The organism is Tsuneonella rigui (genome assembly GCF_003958625.1).
Taxonomy (GTDB): domain Bacteria; phylum Pseudomonadota; class Alphaproteobacteria; order Sphingomonadales; family Sphingomonadaceae; genus Tsuneonella; species Tsuneonella rigui.
Map to the genome: position 1 here is coordinate 73665 of NZ_RSEL01000003.1, position 16582 is coordinate 90246.

Consider the following 16582-nt stretch of genomic DNA (forward strand, 5'->3'; position numbering starts at 1 on the left):
TTGAGGTACTGTGGCGGCTGCCTCCGACTGGGGACTGGGTGACAACCGCCTAAGCGTTGGAATATGCGGGATGATCTTTCCGGTCATGCGAGGGTCGACGATCCGCATGGCCGCGCCGACCACCGCGCAGTTCGACCGACGACCGGCTGACGGCGCCGGATCGACCGCCATTGGCAGCCGACGAACGGCTTTGCTTCGGCACATGGCGCACGGATGTTGCGCAGCTCTCCGCGTTTGAAGGGCAGATGTTTCGCACGCTCCGATCTCGGAACCCGGCGGGCGCTGCGGCGCTTGGTCCATATGGCGGGCACGGGCGACACATGGCTGATCTACAACGGCGCCAGCGGCAGCCACGATGATGCGGGATTGCAGCAGCTCGCCGCCGCGTTGTCGGACGCCGGTCACGCGCCGGCAAAGGTCATCGATTGCAAGAATGGCACGCCGGGCGCGCAAGAAGTGAATGCGGCCGGGCTCGGCTTGGTCGTGGTTCACGGCGGCGACGGCACGATCAGCCGCACGCTCGCCGGGCTCGAGGGATTCGGCGGCGCCGTCCTTCCGTTACCCGGCGGAACCTTCAACCTGCTGGCGCGCGAGATATTCGGCGAGCGCGATCCGCTCGAGATTGTCGCGCTGCTGCGCGATGGCCGGCTTTCGGCTTCGCGCCGGATGTGCATTCGCGGCGAGGGTGTGCTGGCCTTGGCGGAGTTGCTCGCCGGGCCCGGGGCGAAGTGGGCCGACGTCCGCGAAGGCCTGCGCGACAGCAACTTGGGCGAGGTCATCGCTAAGGGCTGGGATGCTGCCGCAACCAGCGCGGTGGGGCCGATGGTCGAGCTCGCCGAGCCGCAGGCCGGCCGCGCGGAAGGTTATGCCGGCATCCGCTTCTGTCCCCGCGCCGCTGGCATGACGATCGACGGCTACGGCGCGGAAGGGCTGGGCGACTATGTCCAGCAGGGCATCGCGATCCTCAAGCGCGACTTCCGGGAAGGTCCGCACGATGAGCTGGGGCAGGCGCCCACCGTGGTTTGCCGTTCACTCGAAGGCGAACCGATTCCGCTCATGGTCGACGGCGAAAGGAGCGAAGGCAAACCCGAGTTGACCTTTTCGCTCGACACCTTCGACTGCGATCTGCTTGGGCCGGCGGATGGTCGATAGTACGCTGCTGTTCCACTTGTCCGACATCCACTTCGGGCTCGAGCACAACCGCGCGCTCAATTGGGTCGCGCACGAGGTGGCGACGCGCAAGCCGGCGGCGGTGGTGATCACCGGCGACCTGACGATGCGCGCGCGCAGCCGCGAATTTGCCGCCGCACGCGAGTGGATCCTGTCGCTCCACGCACCGGTTACGGTGGAGGTCGGCAACCACGACCTGCCCTACTTCAACCTGATCGAACGGTTCTTTGACCCTTATCGCAAGTTCCGCGGCATGGAGTCGGTGGTCGAGAAGGAGCTCGACCTGCCCGGCATTGCGATCGTGCCGCTCAAGACGACCGTGCGGATGCAGCCGCGCCTTGATTGGTCGAAGGGCTGGGTGAGCGAGGCTGCGCTCGACAAGTGCCTAGCGACGATCGACGCGCTGCCTCCGGGCAAGAAAGTGCTGGTGACGGTCCATCACCCGCTGGTCGAAGTTGGCACCAAGGGCACCGCGCTCACCCGAGGCGGGACCAAGGCGCTCGCCGCGCTCGCCCAGCGCAAGATCACCGCCGTGCTCTCGGGCCACGTGCACGATCCGTTCGATATGCAGCAGGAGACCGTCAACGGACCGGTGCGGATGATCGGCGCGGGCACGCTGTCGCAGCGGATTCGCTCGACCCCGCAGAGTTTTAACGAACTGCGCCTCGAGCCCGATGGGCGGCTATGCGTCGAGGCGCGCAACTTGCAGGACGTGCCGACCGAGGCGATGAAGATCGAGGACGTGCCGGAGGACGCTATGCCCCCGCGCGCGCCGGGCGAGCCGGTTGCGCCCGTCGGCGCGGTGCCGCGGACCGATCCGCCGGTGCACTAGGTTCCCGAGCTACGCTTCTTGTCAGCAATTGCTTTGGTGAGTGCTGGTGCCAAGAGCGGCATCGTGCGCGCTGCGCCCCAGTGCGAAAGATGGTCCATATCGTACCAGGACGAATGGCCGGCATCGCCGATCCGGCAAGTTGCGCCCGCGCACAAGATGGGCGCAAGGTCGACAGTGGTGAACTCACCGGCCGAGCGACGCACCGCCCCATCGATCGCCCGCTGCAGGCGGCCGTACGACGCGCGATGGTGATCAAGGCTCACGCTGGTTCGTAACATCGCCTGGTCCAAGGAAATATCATCCAAGGTCGTAGCAAAGTAAGGTTTCTCAGGGGAAACAAGCTGGACTGGCGCTTGATGCACGAGGATTACAGGAATCCTAGCCTCAGAGAAAAAGCGAGCGGTACTTCCCAGCCGATCAATCACCGCTCTGTTAGAAGCTGCTTTGTCGCTTTTGATATCAAACTCGTTCCCAACGTATCGAAAATCTCCAGGTTTGTCCCCAATGGTATAAAGCGCCCATCTGCCAATTAGGACGACAGCGTCAAAATCTTTTACCGCGCTGGCGGAAAAAGCCTGATGGTTGCGAGAATTGCAATCATAGCGAAGTGAGTCGCGCCGCAAGACGAACGCGTCTTTGAGCGGGATGCATGTGCTCATAGCGGTGAACCGCACCTCGACATGGTTTTTGATGCCCCAACTGTCGAGTGCCGGAAGGAACGACAAGGCGTGACTGTCGCCATAAACACCGATTTTCGTGGCCGCACCGAGCTGCCCACGCCGACAGAACCAATCCGAATACTTCGCAATCTCGGTGACAGTGCGATCCATGCAATCGCCTTCACCGATCCTCTCACTCATATCCCTGGTGACGCCGGGCGGCAGGCGAAAACCCGACGAAAATTCATCGAAGGATGCGCCAGCGGCACCGACTGCAGCAAAGGCGGACATCGCAATTACGCTCGAAGCGAAGACCGCTTTGCGGGTAGGGACGGGCCCATGCCCGCGCCTTCGGAAAGGCTGTTCGACGAAGCGCCAACTTAGCCAAGCAAGTGCCAAAGTAATCGCGACAAGCCCCAGCATAAGAGCTTGGGACGGCTCCCCGATGCTCCGCAGTCGAGCGAAGGCGAAGAGGGGCTGGTGCCACAGGTAGGCGCTGTAGCTAATTAGGCCGATGCCAACCAAAGGAGGCACTGAAAGGGCTTTGGCGACCCAAGTGTCGCGTGATCCGAAGACTAAGATCAAGGCGGTGCCGCCAACCGGGATCGTGGCATAGAGCCCCGGAAAAGACGTGTCGCCATCGAACCAGAAGATCGAGCCCACGATTGCCGAGAGGCCAAGGGCGGCCGCAAGATCGCCTTTGTAGGGTTCACGTCGGTGCAGCACGAGGGCGGATAGAGAGCCGGCCAATAGTTCCCACGCGCGAAACGGCGCAAGATAGAAGTTGGCGGTCGGCGCGAAACGCCAGCCCCACTCACTAAGACCCAGACTGACTAGCGCGCCAATTACGAACGCTGACACTATCCATTTACGTCCTAGTTTCCATATAAACATCAATATAAGTGGAAACAAAAGATAGAACTGCTCCTCAACCGCCAAGCTCCAGGTGTGAAGCAATGGCTTCAATTCAGCCGAAGGAGCGAAATACCCCTGCTCGCGCCAGAACAGTATGTTGGAAGCAAAAAGCATCACCGAGACGATGCTCCATGCGAAGGAGCGTAGCTGCTCCGGGAGCATCCAAAGCGAAGCAAAGGGAAGGCAGGCTGCAATGACTACAAACAGCGCCGGAAGGATGCGACGCGCTCGACGCTCGTAAAATTCCGCTATCGAAAAGGTGCCGCGCTCCAAGCCCTCCAAGATGATGCCGGTTATTAGAAAACCGCTGATCACGAAGAAGACATCGACTCCGACAAACCCACCGCTGAACGTCGTCAGGCCGGCATGGAACAAGATGACCGGGAGCACAGCGATACTGCGCAAGCCATCGATTTCGCGCCGGTTCTTCATGAGATTCCTGGAAATTCCTGAGGCGGATGTCCGCCGCTTGCCCAGCTTTACAGCAAAAAACCGGCAAGCAGTCGACAAAAAGGGCGGCGCCTTGCGGCACCGCCCTTCCATTCCGCCGTCGCGGAAATCTGTAAAGTTTAGCGCTTCGAGAACTGGAAGCTGCGGCGGGCCTTGGCGCGGCCGTACTTCTTGCGTTCGACCACGCGGCTGTCGCGGGTGAGGAAGCCGGCGGCCTTGACCGTCGCCCGCAGGGTCGGCTCGTACTTCGACAGCGCCTGGGCGATGCCGTGCTTGACGGCGCCCGCCTGGCCCGAGAGACCGCCGCCCTTGACGGTGGCGATCACGTCGTACTGGCCGGCGCGATCGGTCAGGCCGAAGACCTGGTTGATCACGAGACGCAGCGTCGGACGCGCGAAGTAGACTTCCTGCTCGCGGCCGTTGACCACGATCTTGCCGCTGCCGGGCTTGAGCCAGACGCGGGCAACCGCGTCCTTGCGGCGGCCGGTGGCGTAGGCGCGGCCCTGCTTGTCGAGCTCCTGCTCGCGCAGCGGGGCGTTGCTGACGACCGGAGTGAAGCCGGCCGGCGCGTCCTGCGCTTCCGCGGGCGCGGCAGCTTCGCCGCCAGCCAGGGTCTTGAGGTCGGCGAGATCCGACACGGTGTTGGTTGAGCCAGTGTCCTCGGGAGCCATTACGCGGTGACCTTGTTCTTGCGATTCATCGAAGCCACGTCGAGCGGCTGGGGCTGGGTGCCGCCGTGCGGATGCTCGGTGCCGGCATAGAGGTGCAGCGCCTTCATCTGCTGACGGCCGAGCGGGCCGCGGGGGACCATGCGCTCGACGGCCTTTTCCAGCACGCGCTCAGGGAAGCGGCCTTCCAGCACCTTGGCGGCGGTCACTTCCTTGATCCCGCCGATGTAGCCGGTGTGCTTGTAGTACTTCTTCTGGCCGAGCTTGTTGCCGGTGAACTTCACCTTGTCGGCGTTGATCACGACAACGTGATCGCCGCAGTCGACGTGCGGGGTGAAGCTCGGCTTGTGCTTGCCGCGCAGGATGTTGGCGACGATCGTGGCGAGACGGCCGACGACGAGGCCTTCGGCATCGATCAGATGCCACTTCTTCTCGACCTCGGCCGGCTTGATCGACCGGGTGGTCTTGCTGAGCGCCTTCATGGCTTGTCCTTGAAAATTGCGAAAATCGCGCACAGCGAAGCCGTGCGAAGGCGCGCCCAATGACGATCGAAGTCCAACAAGTCAAGCAAATCCGCGGTTTTACGGGGAGGTAAAATAATACCGCTGCCTTTAGCACTTCAGAGTCGCGAGCCATTCTGTGGTTGCTGGCGCGGCAGCGTCGCAACGCCAGCCGAGCACCGCTGGCGTATCGTAGGGGTGGAGTTCGGCGATGCGGGCGACGGCGCGATCGAGCAGCGACGCGTCGGTCTTGAACAGGACGCCGACCTCGCGTGCATCGCCGCGTTCGCCGTTCCATTCGTAGAGTGCGCGCAACGACCCGAGAATGTTGGCGCAGGCGATCAGCTTTTCATCGAGGAGTTGGGTGGCGACCGCGGCCGCGCGGTCCTCGTCGGGGAAGGGACACCAGATGAGGGCGGTCATCGGCGGCCCAGCGCGTGCACTGCCCACACTGTCGCCGCGACCAGCAGCGCGCCGACCGTCTGGTGCAGCACCGCCAACCACAGCGCGACCCCGCTCCACACGGTGGCGATGCCGAGCAAAATCTGCGTGCCGAATGCCGAGTGGACCGCGACCGAGGCAGGCCTTTCGATCCGCCGCACCTGGCGAGCAAGTATGATTAGCAGCGCGACTACCGCCCAAGCCCACCAGCGGTGGAGGAAGTGGATCAGGAACGGATCGTGCCCCAACGCCCATAGCGCGCCGGCAGCCCAGTCGACCCCGTCGGGAAACAGCTTGCCCTGCATCAGCGGCCAGGCGTTCCACTCGAACCACCCGCCGCCCGCGACTACGCCCGCGCGCAGTCCTGCGACCCACGCGCCGAGCAGGAGTTGCATCGCTAGCGCCGCCAGCACCGCCCAGCCGAAGCCGGTCACCCGGGCCGGGCGCGCGGCGGGATCGCGCGCCAGCACCAGCAGGTCGAGCGCGGTCCACACCAGCCCGCCGAGCGTCAACAGCGCGGTCAGCAGGTGCGCAGCGAGGCGGAAGTGGCTGACCTTCACGTCGTTGACGATGCCCGATTCGACCATCCACCAGCCGATCGCACCTTGCAGCCCGATCAGCGCGATCAGCGCGATCAAGCGCGGCGTGTATCCCGCAGGAATCTGCCGCCGCGCCCAGAACCACGCAGTCACCGCCACCAGCACCAGCCCGATCGTGCGCGCGAGCAGGCGATGCACCCACTCCCAGAAGTAGATGAACTTGTAGGTCGCCAGCGTCATCCCGGCGGGCCCGTTGATTTCGGTGAACTGCGGCGTCTGGCGATAGGCGTCGAATTCTGCCTGCCACTGCCCCTGGCTGAGCGGCGGGAGTGCGCCGGTGACGGGTTTCCATTCGGTGATCGAAACGCCCGATTCGGTCAGCCGGGTGATCCCGCCGACCACGACGATCGCCAGCACCAGCGCGGCGACGACGAGCAGCCACAGCGCGAGCGCGCGCGGGCGTCGTTGATCCTCCGGATCAGCTTCGCTTCCGACAGGCTCAGGACGAGCGGATGTTGGCATTAGATATCTTTCTCCCGACCCCGCTCATGCTGAGCTTGTCGAAGCATTCCATCGGGCGCGCTTGTGCGTCGCGCCGCCGTAATTCGCAAGGCGGCGGGAACGGTATCGGTTGCGTAACGATACAGCGTTACATAGATAGCGCACGCGAGCTTATGCCCAACACCTACCTCTCCTCGATTCGCGGCACGATCGACCGTGCCGGCATTACGCTGTCGGCGCTGTGCGCGGTGCATTGCCTGGCGACGCTGGCGCTCGTCTCGGCGCTGGGGATCGGCGGGCAGTTCCTTGCCAATCCGCTGATTCACGAAGTCGGGCTGGCGGTGGCGATGATCGTCGCTGCGGTCGCGATCGGCCTCGGCGCGCTGCGCCACCGCCGCGCGGCGCCGTTCGTCACCGCGATGACCGGCCTGTCCTTCATGGGCGGCGCGCTCGCCGTGCCGCACGGGTACGAAGAAGCGGTGCTGACGATCATCGGCGTCGGCCTCGTCTCGCTCGGCCACATCCTCAACATGCGCGGACACACCCACGCCCGCGACTGAAGCCGGTTGCGCTGAGAAAGCGCGCCGCTATCTCGCCCCCATGCTGACCGTCACCGTCAACGGCGAAAGCCGCCGCACCGCCGCCGCCACTGTCGCCGACCTCGTGCGCGAGCTGGGCCTGCAACCGGAGAAGGTGGCGGTCGAGCGCAACGGTGAGATCGCGCCGCGCTCTCAGCTAGCGCAGGTCACGCTGGTGGAAGGCGACGTACTGGAGATCGTGCACTTCGTGGGTGGTGGTGATCATTCTAACCCTCTCCCCTTGAGAGAGAGGGAGGAGGCCCGAAGGGCCGGGGGGAGAGGGGGTCGGCGGCGCGAGCCGCCGCTGCGCGCCGGACCCCTCTCCCAACCCTCTCCCTCAAGGGGAGAGGGCTTATGAGCGAGACGATGATTCACGACACCGACACCTGGACCGTCGCCGGCCGCACCTTCACCTCGCGGCTGATCGTCGGCACCGGCAAGTACAAGGACTTCGCCCAGAACGCCGCCGCGCTGGAAGCGAGCGGGGCGGAGATCGTCACCGTCGCCGTGCGGCGGGTCAACGTCAGCGATCCGGGCGCGCCGATGCTGACGGACTTCATCGACCCGAAGAAGGTCACCTATCTCCCCAACACCGCCGGCTGCTTTACCGCCGACGAGGCGATCCGCACTCTGCGCCTGGCGCGCGAGGCGGGCGGCTGGGACCTCATCAAGCTGGAGGTGCTGGGCGAGGCGCGCACGCTCTATCCCGATATGCGCGAGACGCTGAAAGCGACCGAAGTGCTGGCGGCCGAGGGCTTCCACCCGATGGTCTATTGCACCGACGATCCGATCGCGGCGAAGCAGCTCGAAGAAGCGGGCGCGGTCGCGGTCATGCCACTGGGCGCACCGATCGGTTCGGGGCTCGGCATCCAGAACCGGGTGACGATCCGCCTGATCGTCGAAGGCGCCAAGGTGCCGGTGCTGGTCGACGCCGGGGTCGGCACCGCGAGCGACGCGGCGGTGGCGATGGAGCTGGGCTGCGACGGCGTGCTGATGAACACCGCCATCGCCGAGGCGAAGGACCCGGTCCGCATGGCCCGCGCGATGCGGCTGGCGGTCGAGGCGGGGCGGGAGGCCTACGTCGCCGGGCGCATGGCCACGCGCAAGTACGCCGATCCGTCCAGTCCACTGGCGGGGCTAATCTGACCGCTTCGGCGCGGCTCGCTATTGCAGCTGGGCGCCGACCAGCATCGCCGCCATCCGCGCCGCGCTGTCCGCCGGCAGGTCGCTGACCGCCTCGTGCATGACGGCCGCGCCGCCGCACAGTTGCGCGTCGCTGGCCGTCCGGCGCAGCTCGCGGTCGGACAGGAAGTCCTTGACCGGAATTCCCGGTTCCCTGCGCGCGACATGCGCCAGCCAGTCGGTGACGTCTTCCAGGGCCGCCTTCTGGGGGGCCGCGCGGCCGCGGCCAGCGGCAGCCGCCTCGATCAGGGCTGCGCCGTAGTCGTCAAGGCCGGGTGGGGGAGCGCCGTCCAGCGCCTCGGGGCTGAAGAACCCCCGATCACCCACCACCGCGCAAAAGGCCATGTCTTGCCGGCCGAGGGCGCGCAGCATCCGCCCGGCATCGGCCTCGACTGCGATCAGGCGCGGGCCGGGCGCTGCGACGATGTCGGCGCGGTAGTCCTCGAGGAAACGGTCCATGGTCTCGCTCACGACCTGCCGTGCGTTCGCGGGCGTCTCGCCGGCCAGCTTGCCGGCCAGTTCGGCGTGGCGTTCGGGGAAATTCCGCTGCAGCGCCTCGGTAATGCGCGGCATGTCCTGACCCTGCGCCGCGGTCGCCGCGCCGAACAGGAAGGCGGCCGCCATCAGAGCTCGCATCGATTGATCCCCCGTGAAACCCAAGGGCGGAGAATAGATCGCCGCTGAAACGAAGCAAGTATCCCGGCGGGCCGCACCCGCGTGTGCCCTGGATGAGCTAGCTTATCGGCACCTTGGCCGGCGCATCGACGTCGGGATCGTGGCATGCCTCGAGCAGCTCTTCGACAGTTTCCGCAGGCTGGTCGGCATCGCCCTTGCTCACCTGCAGCACCTCGCGTTCGAGCGCCGACTTGATCTTGGCGATCTCCTCGTCGGTCAGGTGCTCGATGCCGACAAAACCCGTCCGAGCGTCGGCGACCGAGCGGAGGATCTCGTCGAGCTTGGCCTGGATCGCCGCCCCGTCGCGGTTCTGGCTGTTCTGGATCAGGAACACCGCGAGGAAAGTGAGCACGGTGGTGCCGGTATTGATTACCAGCTGCCAGGTGTCGCTGTAGTTGAACAGCGGGCCGGTGCCGGCCCACACCAGGCACGCGAGCACCGACAGCAGGAACGCCATCGGGTGTCCCATGAGGTACGCGCTGCGCGAGGCAATTCCGGCAAAGAAACGCTGCATGGCGAGCTACTCCGTTGGTCGAGCCGAGGGCGGCTCGATCGTCCCACCACGAACCTGATGTGGTTTAATGCGTGAGTGCGCGTTTGGGTCCGATGCCGTCGTGGCGGCGAAGCTGGCGGACGTGGCTAACGCGAAATTAACCATCTTGGGCGAACCTCCCACTATCAGAGGGGGAAAGCCGAGATGGCTGTCACGAATGCCGCATCGCTGACGATCTGCGAAATGCGCGAGTTCGCCGGGTTCACCGCCAGCGAGCAGCGCTACATCCGCCGAAGCCTCGATATCGGGCTCGGCCGGCAGGACGCGTTCAAACTGTGGGCGCGCTCGCCCGACGAAAGCGCGGCGATCCGCAGCCAGTACGTCGCCTACCAGGACCTGAAGCTGCTGCGCGCGAGCATCCCGAGCGAAACCGCGTTCGAGGCGGTCGAGACCTTCATCGGCAAGCTCACCCGCGTCGCCGCGTTCGATCTGGCGCAAGAGCGGATCGAGTGCTTCTCCGCCTTCCGGTTCCTCTACGAACGCCTGATCGGCGCCGACGCGCGCCCCTGGCTGCCGAGCGCCTTCTGCGCCGCGAGCGCCCTCCCGCAAATCCGCCCGAGCCGGCGCAAGGTGCTGCTGCAATCGCTGAGCGAGGCGGCGGCGACCGCGCCGGGGTGGTCGGACCGGGCGCCGAGCTTCTATCCGGAATACATCGAGCGCGAGGCGGCATAAGCCCGTCAGTCATGGCCAGTTCTAATGAGGCTATTGCTGCCGTGAACCATTGGCGAGGTCAGTGCCTTGACAACTTTGCTCGAGCTGAGAAAGCCATCATCGCTGCCCTGACCGAAGCCCAAATGGCCCGAGCCCCTCACCCACCAAAGCTTCACGAGGCATCACGCAATCGTACGCGCGATCTTGCTTCAGCTCTTCGATCGAATTGGCCAGCCTCAACGTCTGCGCAGAAAGCCGCTAGGCTACTTGATGATTGGGGACTGCGCGAACGGCAGAGAAATCAGCTGGTGCACGGGTGTTTCAATGTGCGATCGCTGCCTACCGGTTGGTCACTGATCAACGAAGCGACAGAAATTAAAAAGGGTGTCGCTGTGACCACCGAGACACCAATTACGCAGGGTGAAGCCGCGGCCTTCCTTCAAGCCATCATAGCGGAACGGAAAGAGCTTGAGTCGAGCTTGAAAGCCGCTCGCTGAGCCTTTTCTAACCCTTATACAGCCCGTCCATCCGCGCCCCGTAGCGCTCGCGGATCTTGTGGCGGCGGATCTTGAGGCTGGGGGTCATTTCCTCGTTATCGGTGGTGAACGGCTCGTCGGCGAAGGCGAACTGGCGGACCTTTTCGATCACCGACAGGTCCTTGTTCGTCCGGTCGACCGCCGCGCGGACCGCGCTGCGGAAGGCGGGGAGGTCTTGCAGCGCCTTGAAGTCGGGCTTCTCGCCGTTGGCCTTGGCCCAGTCGAGCGACCATTCGTTGTCGGGCACGATCAGCCCGACGAGGTAAGGCCGCTTGTCGCCGCTCACCATCGCCTGCGCGATCTCGGGTTGCAGGGTCAGCATGCCCTCGACCTTCTGCGGGGCGATGTTGTCGCCCTTGTCGTTGACGATCATGTCCTTCTTGCGGTCGGTGATCACGATCCGGCCGCGATCGTCGAGGTGGCCGATGTCGCCGGTGTGCAGCCAGCCGTCCTTCAGCGCCTTGTCGGTCTCCGCCTTGTTCTGCCAGTAGCCGTGCATCACCAGTTCGCCGCGGACGAGGATTTCGCCGTCCTCGGCGATCTTGACCTCTACTCCGCGCAAGGGCGGGCCGACGGTATCCATCTTGATCCCCGCCTTGGGCCGGTTGCAGCTGATCACCGGCCCCGCCTCGGTCTGGCCGTAGCCCTGGAGCATGGTCAGCCCCATCGCCTCGAAAAAGGTGCCGACCTCGGGATTGAGCGGCGCGCCGCCCGAGACCATCGCCTTGATCCGCCCGCCGAAGCGCGCGCGGATTTTGGGGCGCAGAAGCTTCTCGATCACGAGGTCGATCGGCCGGTCGCGCAGGCGCTTCTTGGGATGTGCCGCGATCTCGAGCGCGCGGGTCATCAGGTAGTTGGGGACCTTCCCCTGTTTCTCGATCAGCTTCATGATCCGCGCGCGCAGCACCTCGAACAGGCGCGGGACCACGACCATGATCGTCGGCTTGGTCTCCTCGATATTGCTGGCGAGCTTTTCGAGCCCTTCCGAATAGAAGATCTCCGCCCCCACCGCGATCGGCAGGTACTGGCCGCCGGTGTGCTCGTAGGCGTGGCTGAGCGGCAGGAACGAGAGGAACCGCTCGTCCTCGTCGAGCCCGAAGTCCTGCTCGAGCACCTCGGCGGCGCCGGCGACGTTGCACAGGATCGCGCCGTGGTGCTGCAGCACCCCGCGCGGCGCCCCGCCGGTGCCACTGGTGTAGATGATGCACGCGGTATCGCCGCGCCCGATCCCGGCGATCCGCGCCTCGACCGCGCGGCGGGCCTCGACCGCATCGCCTTCGAGCAGGCTCGCCCACAGATGACAGGCGATCTGCCCGCCCTGGTTCTGGCGGATGCCGTCGATGGGAATGACCACTTCGGCGAGGCCGGTGCGCATCATCGCCGGGATCAGCGGGATCGACAGCTTCTCGGTCGAGACGATCACCGCGCGCGCGCCGGAATTATCGAGAATGTGCTGGTGATCGCGTTCGGTGTTGGTGACGTAGGCCGGCACCGTCACGCAGCCCGCCGCCATGATCGCGAGGTCGGCCACGCACCACTCGGGCCGGTTCTCGGACACGAGCGCGACGCGGTCGCCGTCGTGCAGCCCCAGCCGGCGCAGGCTCTCGGCGAGCAGGCAGACCTGCCGCGCGACCTCGCCCCAGGTTTGCGTGGTCCACTTGCCTCCGAGCTTCGCGCCAAGGAACGGCTTGTCCCGCCGCGCGTCGGCGCGCTTCAGGAACAGCTCGACGAGGTTGTTGGCCGAATCGATATCGCTCAGCAGCAAGGCAGTGGCTCCCACGCCCGGTCTATTGCCGGATTGTTGTCGCGAGCGGCTTAGGCCGCGCCCGCCCTAGCGGCAAGCGCGGCTCACTCGGACTTCCAGGTGCCCTCGCTGCGAGGGTCTGCCGCGCCGACCCAGGCGCCGTTGACGCGCTTGGCTGCGTTCGCCTTGAACCCGGCGGGCCGCACTTCGACCTTGTGCCCCAACTGGCGCAAGGCAGGGGCCAACGCGGCGAGCGGGGTGTCCGCTTCGAGATATACGGTGTCGCCGGGGCTGAACATGACCGGCAGCGCCAGTGCTTCCTGCGGACCGAGATCGAAGTCGAGCATCGCGATGAGGTTCTTGGCGGTCTGCACCGGGATCGTCGCCCCTCCCGCCGCGCCGACCGCGACCAACAGGTGCCCGTCGGCGTCATACACCAGCGTCGGCGCCATCGAGCTGCGCGGCCGCTTGCCGCCCTCGACCCGGTTGGCGACCATCACCCCGTTGACGCTCGGCACGTTGCTGAAATCGGTCAGCTCGTTGTTCAAATAAAATCCGCCGTAGACGAGGCCCGAGCCGAACCCGCTTTCGATGGTCGAGGTGTAGCTCACCGCGTCGCCCCATTTGTCGAGCGCAACGAAGTGCGAGGTGCCGTGCTCCTCGGGCTCGTCCCCATCGGCCAGCGCCAATGCGCCGGGCACCGCGCCGGCGGTGGCAGTCGGCATCGTCCGGTCGGTCGCGATCAGCGCGCCGCGCGCGGCGAGGTAGGCCGGGTCGGTCATTCCGGTGACGGGCACCTTGATGAAGTCAGCATCCGCGGCGAACTTCTCGCGGTCGGCGTAGGCGAGCCGCTGCGATTCGGCGAACACGTGCCAGAAGGTCGGCGAACTGGGGCCCATCGCCTTGAGGTCGAAGCGTTCGAGTTGCTTCAAGATCGCATAGACCGTGGTCGCGCCCGAGGAGGGCGGGCCCATCCCGCAGATGCGCCAGGTGCGATAGGTGCCGCACACCGGGGGACGATCCTTGGCCTGGTAGCCGGCGACGTCGGCGGCGGTCATCGGCCGCGGGCGCGGGGTGTCGGCGGCGACTTCGGCCGCCATCGCGGCGGCTTCGGGGCCGATGTAGAAGGCGTCGGCGCCCTGCGTCGCGAGCCGCTGGAGCGTGGCGGCGAGCGCGGGGTTCTTCACCTCGGTCCCGACCGGCAGGACGCTGCCGTTGGCGGCGTAGAACAGGGCGCGGCCATCGGCGTCGCGCGCACCGGTCGCGCGGCCGCTGTCGAGCGCTTCGTGGAGGCGCGGGGTGATCAGGAAGCCGTCACGCGCGAGCGCGATCGCGGGGGCGAACAGCTTGGCCCACGCGAGCTTGCCGTGCTCCTTGTGCGCCTTGGCCGCGAGCCGGAGGTTGCCGGGCACGCCCACGCTCAGCCCGCTCGCTTGCGCCTGGTCGAAGGGAAGCGGCTTGCCGTTGGCCCCGAAGAACCAGTCGCCGGTCGCGCCCGCCGGGGCGGTCTCGCGGCCGTCGATGGTCGAGACATGCCCCGCCGCATCGCCGCGCACGAAAAACCCGCCGCCGCCGATCCCCGAGCTTTGCGGCTCGACCACGGTCAGTGCGAGCATCGTCGCGATCGCCGCGTCGGTCGCGCTGCCGCCTTCGCGCAGGATGGTCATCCCGGCCTCGACCGCACGCGGATCGGCCGCGGAGACGAGGCCGACAGGAGGCGCGAACGCCTCTTTCGGCGTCGAAGCGGGGACAGTGGCGCAAGCCGCGATCAGCGGCAGCGCGGCGAGCGGGAGGAACCGGCGCAGCATGGCGGCAGCGCTAGCCGGTCCCGACCGCCTCCGCAATCGAGGCGTAGCCATCGCGCCGCATCAGCCGCTCGAGCCCCCGGGTGATGCGGCGGGCGAGGCCCGGCCCTTCGTACACCAGCGCGCTGTAGAGCTGGACCAGGCTCGCGCCGGCGTGGATGCGCTCCCACGCATCCTCCGCGCTGGCGATGCCGCCGACCCCAATCAACGGCAGTTCGGCTCCGGCGATGGCGCGGAACCGCTTCAGTTGCGCCAGTGCGAGTGCCTTGAGCGGTGCGCCCGACAGGCCGCCGGTTTCCTCCGCATGGCGCGAGCCGAGCGCGGGACGGCTGACGGTGGTGTTGGCGACGATCAGCCCGGCAATGCCGTGATCGAGCGCCGCGCGCACGATACGCTCGTGGTCGCCGTCTGCGAGATCGGGAGCGACTTTCAGGAACACCGGCGGATCCCCCGCCTGCCGCGCACCCGCTATCGCCGACAGCAGCGCGGCGAGCTCGCCCTCGCTCTGCAGGTCGCGCAGGCCTGGCGTGTTGGGCGAGCTGATGTTGACCGTCAGGTAATCCGCGACCGGGGTGAACGCGCGAATGCCGGCGAGGTAATCGGCGATCCGATCAGGCGAATCCTTGTTCGCGCCGACATTGACCCCGACCACGCCTGTCCTGAGCTTCGTCGAAGGGTCGCGCCGCTTGCGCGCCGACAGCCGCGCCAGCGCCGGTTCGGCGCCGCCGTTGTTGAATCCCATCCGGTTGATCACCGCGCGGTCCTGCTCGAGCCGGAACAACCGCGGACGCGGATTGCCGGGCTGGGCGCGCGGGGTTATCGAGCCGACCTCAGCAAACCCGAATCCCAGGCCGAGCACGGCGTCGGGCACCTCGGCGTTCTTGTCGAATCCCGCCGCGAGGCCGACCGGGTTGGGAAATGCGATACCCGCCACCGTCGTTGCCAGCGGACCCGGTTTGGCCGGCGGCAGCGACGGAGCGATTCGCAGCGCCGCAATCGTCAGCCGGTGCGCGGCTTCGGGCTCGAGCGCGAACAGCGCGGGCGCGGCGAGACGGTAAAGCATAAGCGGGCCGCGCTATGCCGCGCGCGCCTCGGACTGTCGAGCAAGCGAGTCGTCGCGCTTTGCATTCGTTGCGCGAGCGTGGTTAATCCATGTCACTGAATTGTCACGGTGGCTGTCGCTTTCATACAATGCGCAAGCTTGCGACTCAGCTATTCACCCCCTTGCGACCCGAAGGGCTCGAAGCTTCTAGCGACGAGTTCCTCTACTTAACGGCGGCCTCGGTCCTGGACTGAGGCCGCCCTTTTTTTTGCCAAGTCAGGGTTTTGTCGTTTTGGCCTAGGCCAGCTTGAGCCCTTCCTTGTTCATCGCCTTGGTCAGATCGGCATTCTCCTGCTCGCTCAGCGCGGCGCGCAGCTTTGGGAAGATGTCGTTTTCCTCCTCGGCCATGTGCTCTTCGAGATTGCCGCGCAGGGTGCGCAGGGTTTCCAGCCAGCGCGCATCGTCCTTGGGCATCATGGTCAGTTCGAACAGCAGTTGCTTCACCACTCCGTGATCCTCGTTGAGGTGCTGCGCCTCGGACAGCAGCCCGCGCTGGCGCATCGTCGCGTAGACTGCGTTCTCCTCCTGCATCGAATGCTTGCCGATCATGTGCTTGATTTGCATCAGGTGGAACGAGCGGCGGGCAGTGTCGTCGGTCGAGGTCTTCTCGGCGAGATCGAACACCGCGAGCGTCGCCTTGTGCTCGGCCGCGAGCGCCTTGTCCCAGTCGCCCTTGAGCATGGTCGGCGCCTGCACCGCCAGCTTGCGCGCCGGGTTGGCGAGCATGCCCAGCAGCAGCCCCGCTCCGCCGGCGAGCAGCAGGCCCAGCGGGTCCTTATCCTTTGTCAAACTGTCCATTTCCGGTCTCCTCAGCCACGCTGTGCCAACGCCGCGCCAATGGCACCGTTCCGCTCGCGAATTGCGAACGACTCGCAAGAAAGGCTTGTTTGTTGAAAGGCTTGCAGGGGCGGACTAAGTAATCGGAGCAATCCACTCCGATTTGAGCTTCGCGAACCGCTTCATGCGCCTGTCCAACCTTGCCGATTACGCCGTCGTGACCATGGGCGCCGCGGCCCGCCACTGCGGCGGCGGGCGCACCAGCGCGGCCGAACTGGCAGCCGAGACCGGCCTGCCCGCGCCG

Annotated in this window: 17 protein-coding genes and 1 pseudogene; 7 read left to right on the forward strand and 11 right to left on the reverse strand. The window is 66.1% G+C overall.

Annotated elements, in window-relative coordinates; genetic code table 11:
* Positions 1 to 300: 300 nt before the first annotated feature.
* Both ELY12_RS00475 and ELY12_RS00480 read left to right on the forward strand, forming a co-directional pair.
* Complete coding sequence (locus ELY12_RS00475) at positions 301 to 1152, forward strand: diacylglycerol/lipid kinase family protein (protein WP_164549359.1); 852 nt, start codon at positions 301 to 303, stop codon at positions 1150 to 1152.
* On the forward strand, positions 1142 to 2002 hold the full coding sequence (locus tag ELY12_RS00480) for a metallophosphoesterase family protein (protein ID WP_126174739.1): 861 nt from the start codon (positions 1142 to 1144) through the stop codon (positions 2000 to 2002). Before ELY12_RS00475 ends, ELY12_RS00480 begins: the two co-directional genes overlap by 11 nt.
* Here ELY12_RS00480 and ELY12_RS00485 read toward each other — a convergent pair.
* The 5 genes from ELY12_RS00485 to ELY12_RS00505 form a co-directional block, all read right to left on the reverse strand.
* Positions 1999 to 4008, reverse strand: coding sequence for an acyltransferase family protein (locus ELY12_RS00485; RefSeq protein ID WP_164549360.1), 2010 nt, complete (start codon positions 4006 to 4008; stop codon positions 1999 to 2001). The two genes, ELY12_RS00480 and ELY12_RS00485, sit on opposite strands and share 4 nt — an antisense overlap.
* 137 nt (positions 4009 to 4145) lie before the next feature.
* A complete protein-coding gene (gene rpsI / locus ELY12_RS00490; RefSeq protein WP_126174741.1) occupies positions 4146 to 4697 on the reverse strand; it encodes a 30S ribosomal protein S9 in 552 nt (183 codons plus the stop codon).
* Positions 4697 to 5176 (reverse strand): 50S ribosomal protein L13, encoded by a 480-nt coding sequence (gene rplM / locus ELY12_RS00495; RefSeq protein ID WP_126174742.1) that lies wholly within the window; start codon positions 5174 to 5176, stop codon positions 4697 to 4699. Before rplM ends, rpsI begins: the two co-directional genes overlap by 1 nt.
* 129 nt (positions 5177 to 5305) lie before the next feature.
* On the reverse strand, positions 5306 to 5617 hold the full coding sequence (gene cutA / locus ELY12_RS00500) for a divalent-cation tolerance protein CutA (protein WP_126174743.1): 312 nt from the start codon (positions 5615 to 5617) through the stop codon (positions 5306 to 5308).
* Positions 5614 to 6696 carry a COX15/CtaA family protein gene (locus tag ELY12_RS00505; protein WP_126174744.1) on the reverse strand — a complete coding sequence of 361 codons (1083 nt, stop codon included), beginning with the start codon at positions 6694 to 6696 and terminating at the stop codon, positions 5614 to 5616. The genes cutA and ELY12_RS00505 overlap by 4 nt, the downstream gene beginning before the upstream one ends.
* A gap of 152 nt (positions 6697 to 6848) precedes the next feature.
* Between ELY12_RS00505 and ELY12_RS00510 the strand changes: the two genes are divergently transcribed.
* From ELY12_RS00510 to ELY12_RS00520, 3 genes are read left to right on the forward strand one after another with little or no spacing between them, the layout of a single operon-like run.
* On the forward strand, positions 6849 to 7235 hold the full coding sequence (locus ELY12_RS00510) for a MerC domain-containing protein (protein ID WP_126174745.1): 387 nt from the start codon (positions 6849 to 6851) through the stop codon (positions 7233 to 7235).
* A gap of 40 nt (positions 7236 to 7275) precedes the next feature.
* Entirely contained in the window at positions 7276 to 7611 is a 336-nt protein-coding gene (thiS, locus tag ELY12_RS14625; RefSeq protein ID WP_126174746.1) for a sulfur carrier protein ThiS, read from the forward strand.
* Positions 7608 to 8399, forward strand: coding sequence for a bifunctional sulfur carrier protein/thiazole synthase protein (locus ELY12_RS00520; RefSeq protein ID WP_126174747.1), 792 nt, complete (start codon positions 7608 to 7610; stop codon positions 8397 to 8399). Before thiS ends, ELY12_RS00520 begins: the two co-directional genes overlap by 4 nt.
* 18 nt (positions 8400 to 8417) lie before the next feature.
* On the opposite strand, the gene ELY12_RS00525 is transcribed toward ELY12_RS00520, so the two are convergent.
* Both ELY12_RS00525 and ELY12_RS00530 read right to left on the reverse strand, forming a co-directional pair.
* A complete protein-coding gene (locus ELY12_RS00525; protein ID WP_126174748.1) occupies positions 8418 to 9059 on the reverse strand; it encodes a hypothetical protein in 642 nt (213 codons plus the stop codon).
* 109 nt (positions 9060 to 9168) lie between these two features.
* A complete protein-coding gene (locus ELY12_RS00530) occupies positions 9169 to 9624 on the reverse strand; it encodes a low affinity iron permease family protein (RefSeq protein ID WP_126174749.1) in 456 nt (151 codons plus the stop codon).
* A 183-nt stretch (positions 9625 to 9807) separates the two neighbouring features.
* Between ELY12_RS00530 and ELY12_RS00535 the strand changes: the two genes are divergently transcribed.
* Positions 9808 to 10335: a hypothetical protein gene (locus ELY12_RS00535; RefSeq protein ID WP_126174750.1), complete on the forward strand. Its 528-nt coding sequence runs from the start codon at positions 9808 to 9810 to the stop codon at positions 10333 to 10335.
* Positions 10336 to 10818: 483 nt separating this feature from the next.
* On the opposite strand, the gene ELY12_RS00540 is transcribed toward ELY12_RS00535, so the two are convergent.
* The 4 genes from ELY12_RS00540 to ELY12_RS00555 form a co-directional block, all read right to left on the reverse strand.
* A complete protein-coding gene (locus tag ELY12_RS00540) occupies positions 10819 to 12615 on the reverse strand; it encodes an AMP-dependent synthetase/ligase (RefSeq protein WP_126174751.1) in 1797 nt (598 codons plus the stop codon).
* A gap of 83 nt (positions 12616 to 12698) precedes the next feature.
* The gene (ggt, locus tag ELY12_RS00545) at positions 12699 to 14402 is read right to left on the reverse strand and encodes a gamma-glutamyltransferase (RefSeq protein WP_126174752.1); all 1704 of its coding nucleotides are present in this window, start codon (positions 14400 to 14402) and stop codon (positions 12699 to 12701) included.
* A 10-nt stretch (positions 14403 to 14412) separates the two neighbouring features.
* Positions 14413 to 15462, reverse strand: a complete 1050-nt coding sequence (locus tag ELY12_RS00550; protein ID WP_126174753.1) for a quinone-dependent dihydroorotate dehydrogenase — start codon at positions 15460 to 15462, stop codon at positions 14413 to 14415.
* A gap of 276 nt (positions 15463 to 15738) precedes the next feature.
* Positions 15739 to 16299 carry a hemerythrin domain-containing protein gene (locus ELY12_RS00555; protein ID WP_126174754.1) on the reverse strand — a complete coding sequence of 187 codons (561 nt, stop codon included), beginning with the start codon at positions 16297 to 16299 and terminating at the stop codon, positions 15739 to 15741.
* A gap of 163 nt (positions 16300 to 16462) precedes the next feature.
* Here ELY12_RS00555 and ELY12_RS14445 point away from each other — a divergent pair.
* Positions 16463 to 16582 (forward strand): annotated as a pseudogene (locus ELY12_RS14445) (AsnC family transcriptional regulator); the annotation flags it as partial.

What these genes read in the sequence shown, in the direction of transcription:
- ELY12_RS00510 (WP_126174745.1), top strand. Translation starts at nt 6,849, where the DNA reads ATGCCCAACACCTACCTCTCCTCGATTCGCGGCACGATCGACCGTGCC.
- ELY12_RS00505 (WP_126174744.1), bottom strand. Translation starts at nt 6,696, where the DNA reads ATGCCAACATCCGCTCGTCCTGAGCCTGTCGGAAGCGAAGCTGATCCG.
- ggt (WP_126174752.1), bottom strand. Translation starts at nt 14,402, where the DNA reads ATGCTGCGCCGGTTCCTCCCGCTCGCCGCGCTGCCGCTGATCGCGGCT.
- ELY12_RS00530 (WP_126174749.1), bottom strand. Translation starts at nt 9,624, where the DNA reads ATGCAGCGTTTCTTTGCCGGAATTGCCTCGCGCAGCGCGTACCTCATG.
- ELY12_RS00535 (WP_126174750.1), top strand. Translation starts at nt 9,808, where the DNA reads ATGGCTGTCACGAATGCCGCATCGCTGACGATCTGCGAAATGCGCGAG.
- ELY12_RS00555 (WP_126174754.1), bottom strand. Translation starts at nt 16,299, where the DNA reads ATGGACAGTTTGACAAAGGATAAGGACCCGCTGGGCCTGCTGCTCGCC.
- ELY12_RS00525 (WP_126174748.1), bottom strand. Translation starts at nt 9,059, where the DNA reads ATGGCGGCCGCCTTCCTGTTCGGCGCGGCGACCGCGGCGCAGGGTCAG.
- thiS (WP_126174746.1), top strand. Translation starts at nt 7,276, where the DNA reads ATGCTGACCGTCACCGTCAACGGCGAAAGCCGCCGCACCGCCGCCGCC.
- rpsI (WP_126174741.1), bottom strand. Translation starts at nt 4,697, where the DNA reads ATGGCTCCCGAGGACACTGGCTCAACCAACACCGTGTCGGATCTCGCC.
- ELY12_RS00550 (WP_126174753.1), bottom strand. Translation starts at nt 15,462, where the DNA reads ATGCTTTACCGTCTCGCCGCGCCCGCGCTGTTCGCGCTCGAGCCCGAA.
- ELY12_RS00485 (WP_164549360.1), bottom strand. Translation starts at nt 4,008, where the DNA reads ATGAAGAACCGGCGCGAAATCGATGGCTTGCGCAGTATCGCTGTGCTC.
- rplM (WP_126174742.1), bottom strand. Translation starts at nt 5,176, where the DNA reads ATGAAGGCGCTCAGCAAGACCACCCGGTCGATCAAGCCGGCCGAGGTC.
- cutA (WP_126174743.1), bottom strand. Translation starts at nt 5,617, where the DNA reads ATGACCGCCCTCATCTGGTGTCCCTTCCCCGACGAGGACCGCGCGGCC.
- ELY12_RS00475 (WP_164549359.1), top strand. Translation starts at nt 301, where the DNA reads ATGGCGGGCACGGGCGACACATGGCTGATCTACAACGGCGCCAGCGGC.
- ELY12_RS00520 (WP_126174747.1), top strand. Translation starts at nt 7,608, where the DNA reads ATGAGCGAGACGATGATTCACGACACCGACACCTGGACCGTCGCCGGC.
- ELY12_RS00480 (WP_126174739.1), top strand. Translation starts at nt 1,142, where the DNA reads ATGGTCGATAGTACGCTGCTGTTCCACTTGTCCGACATCCACTTCGGG.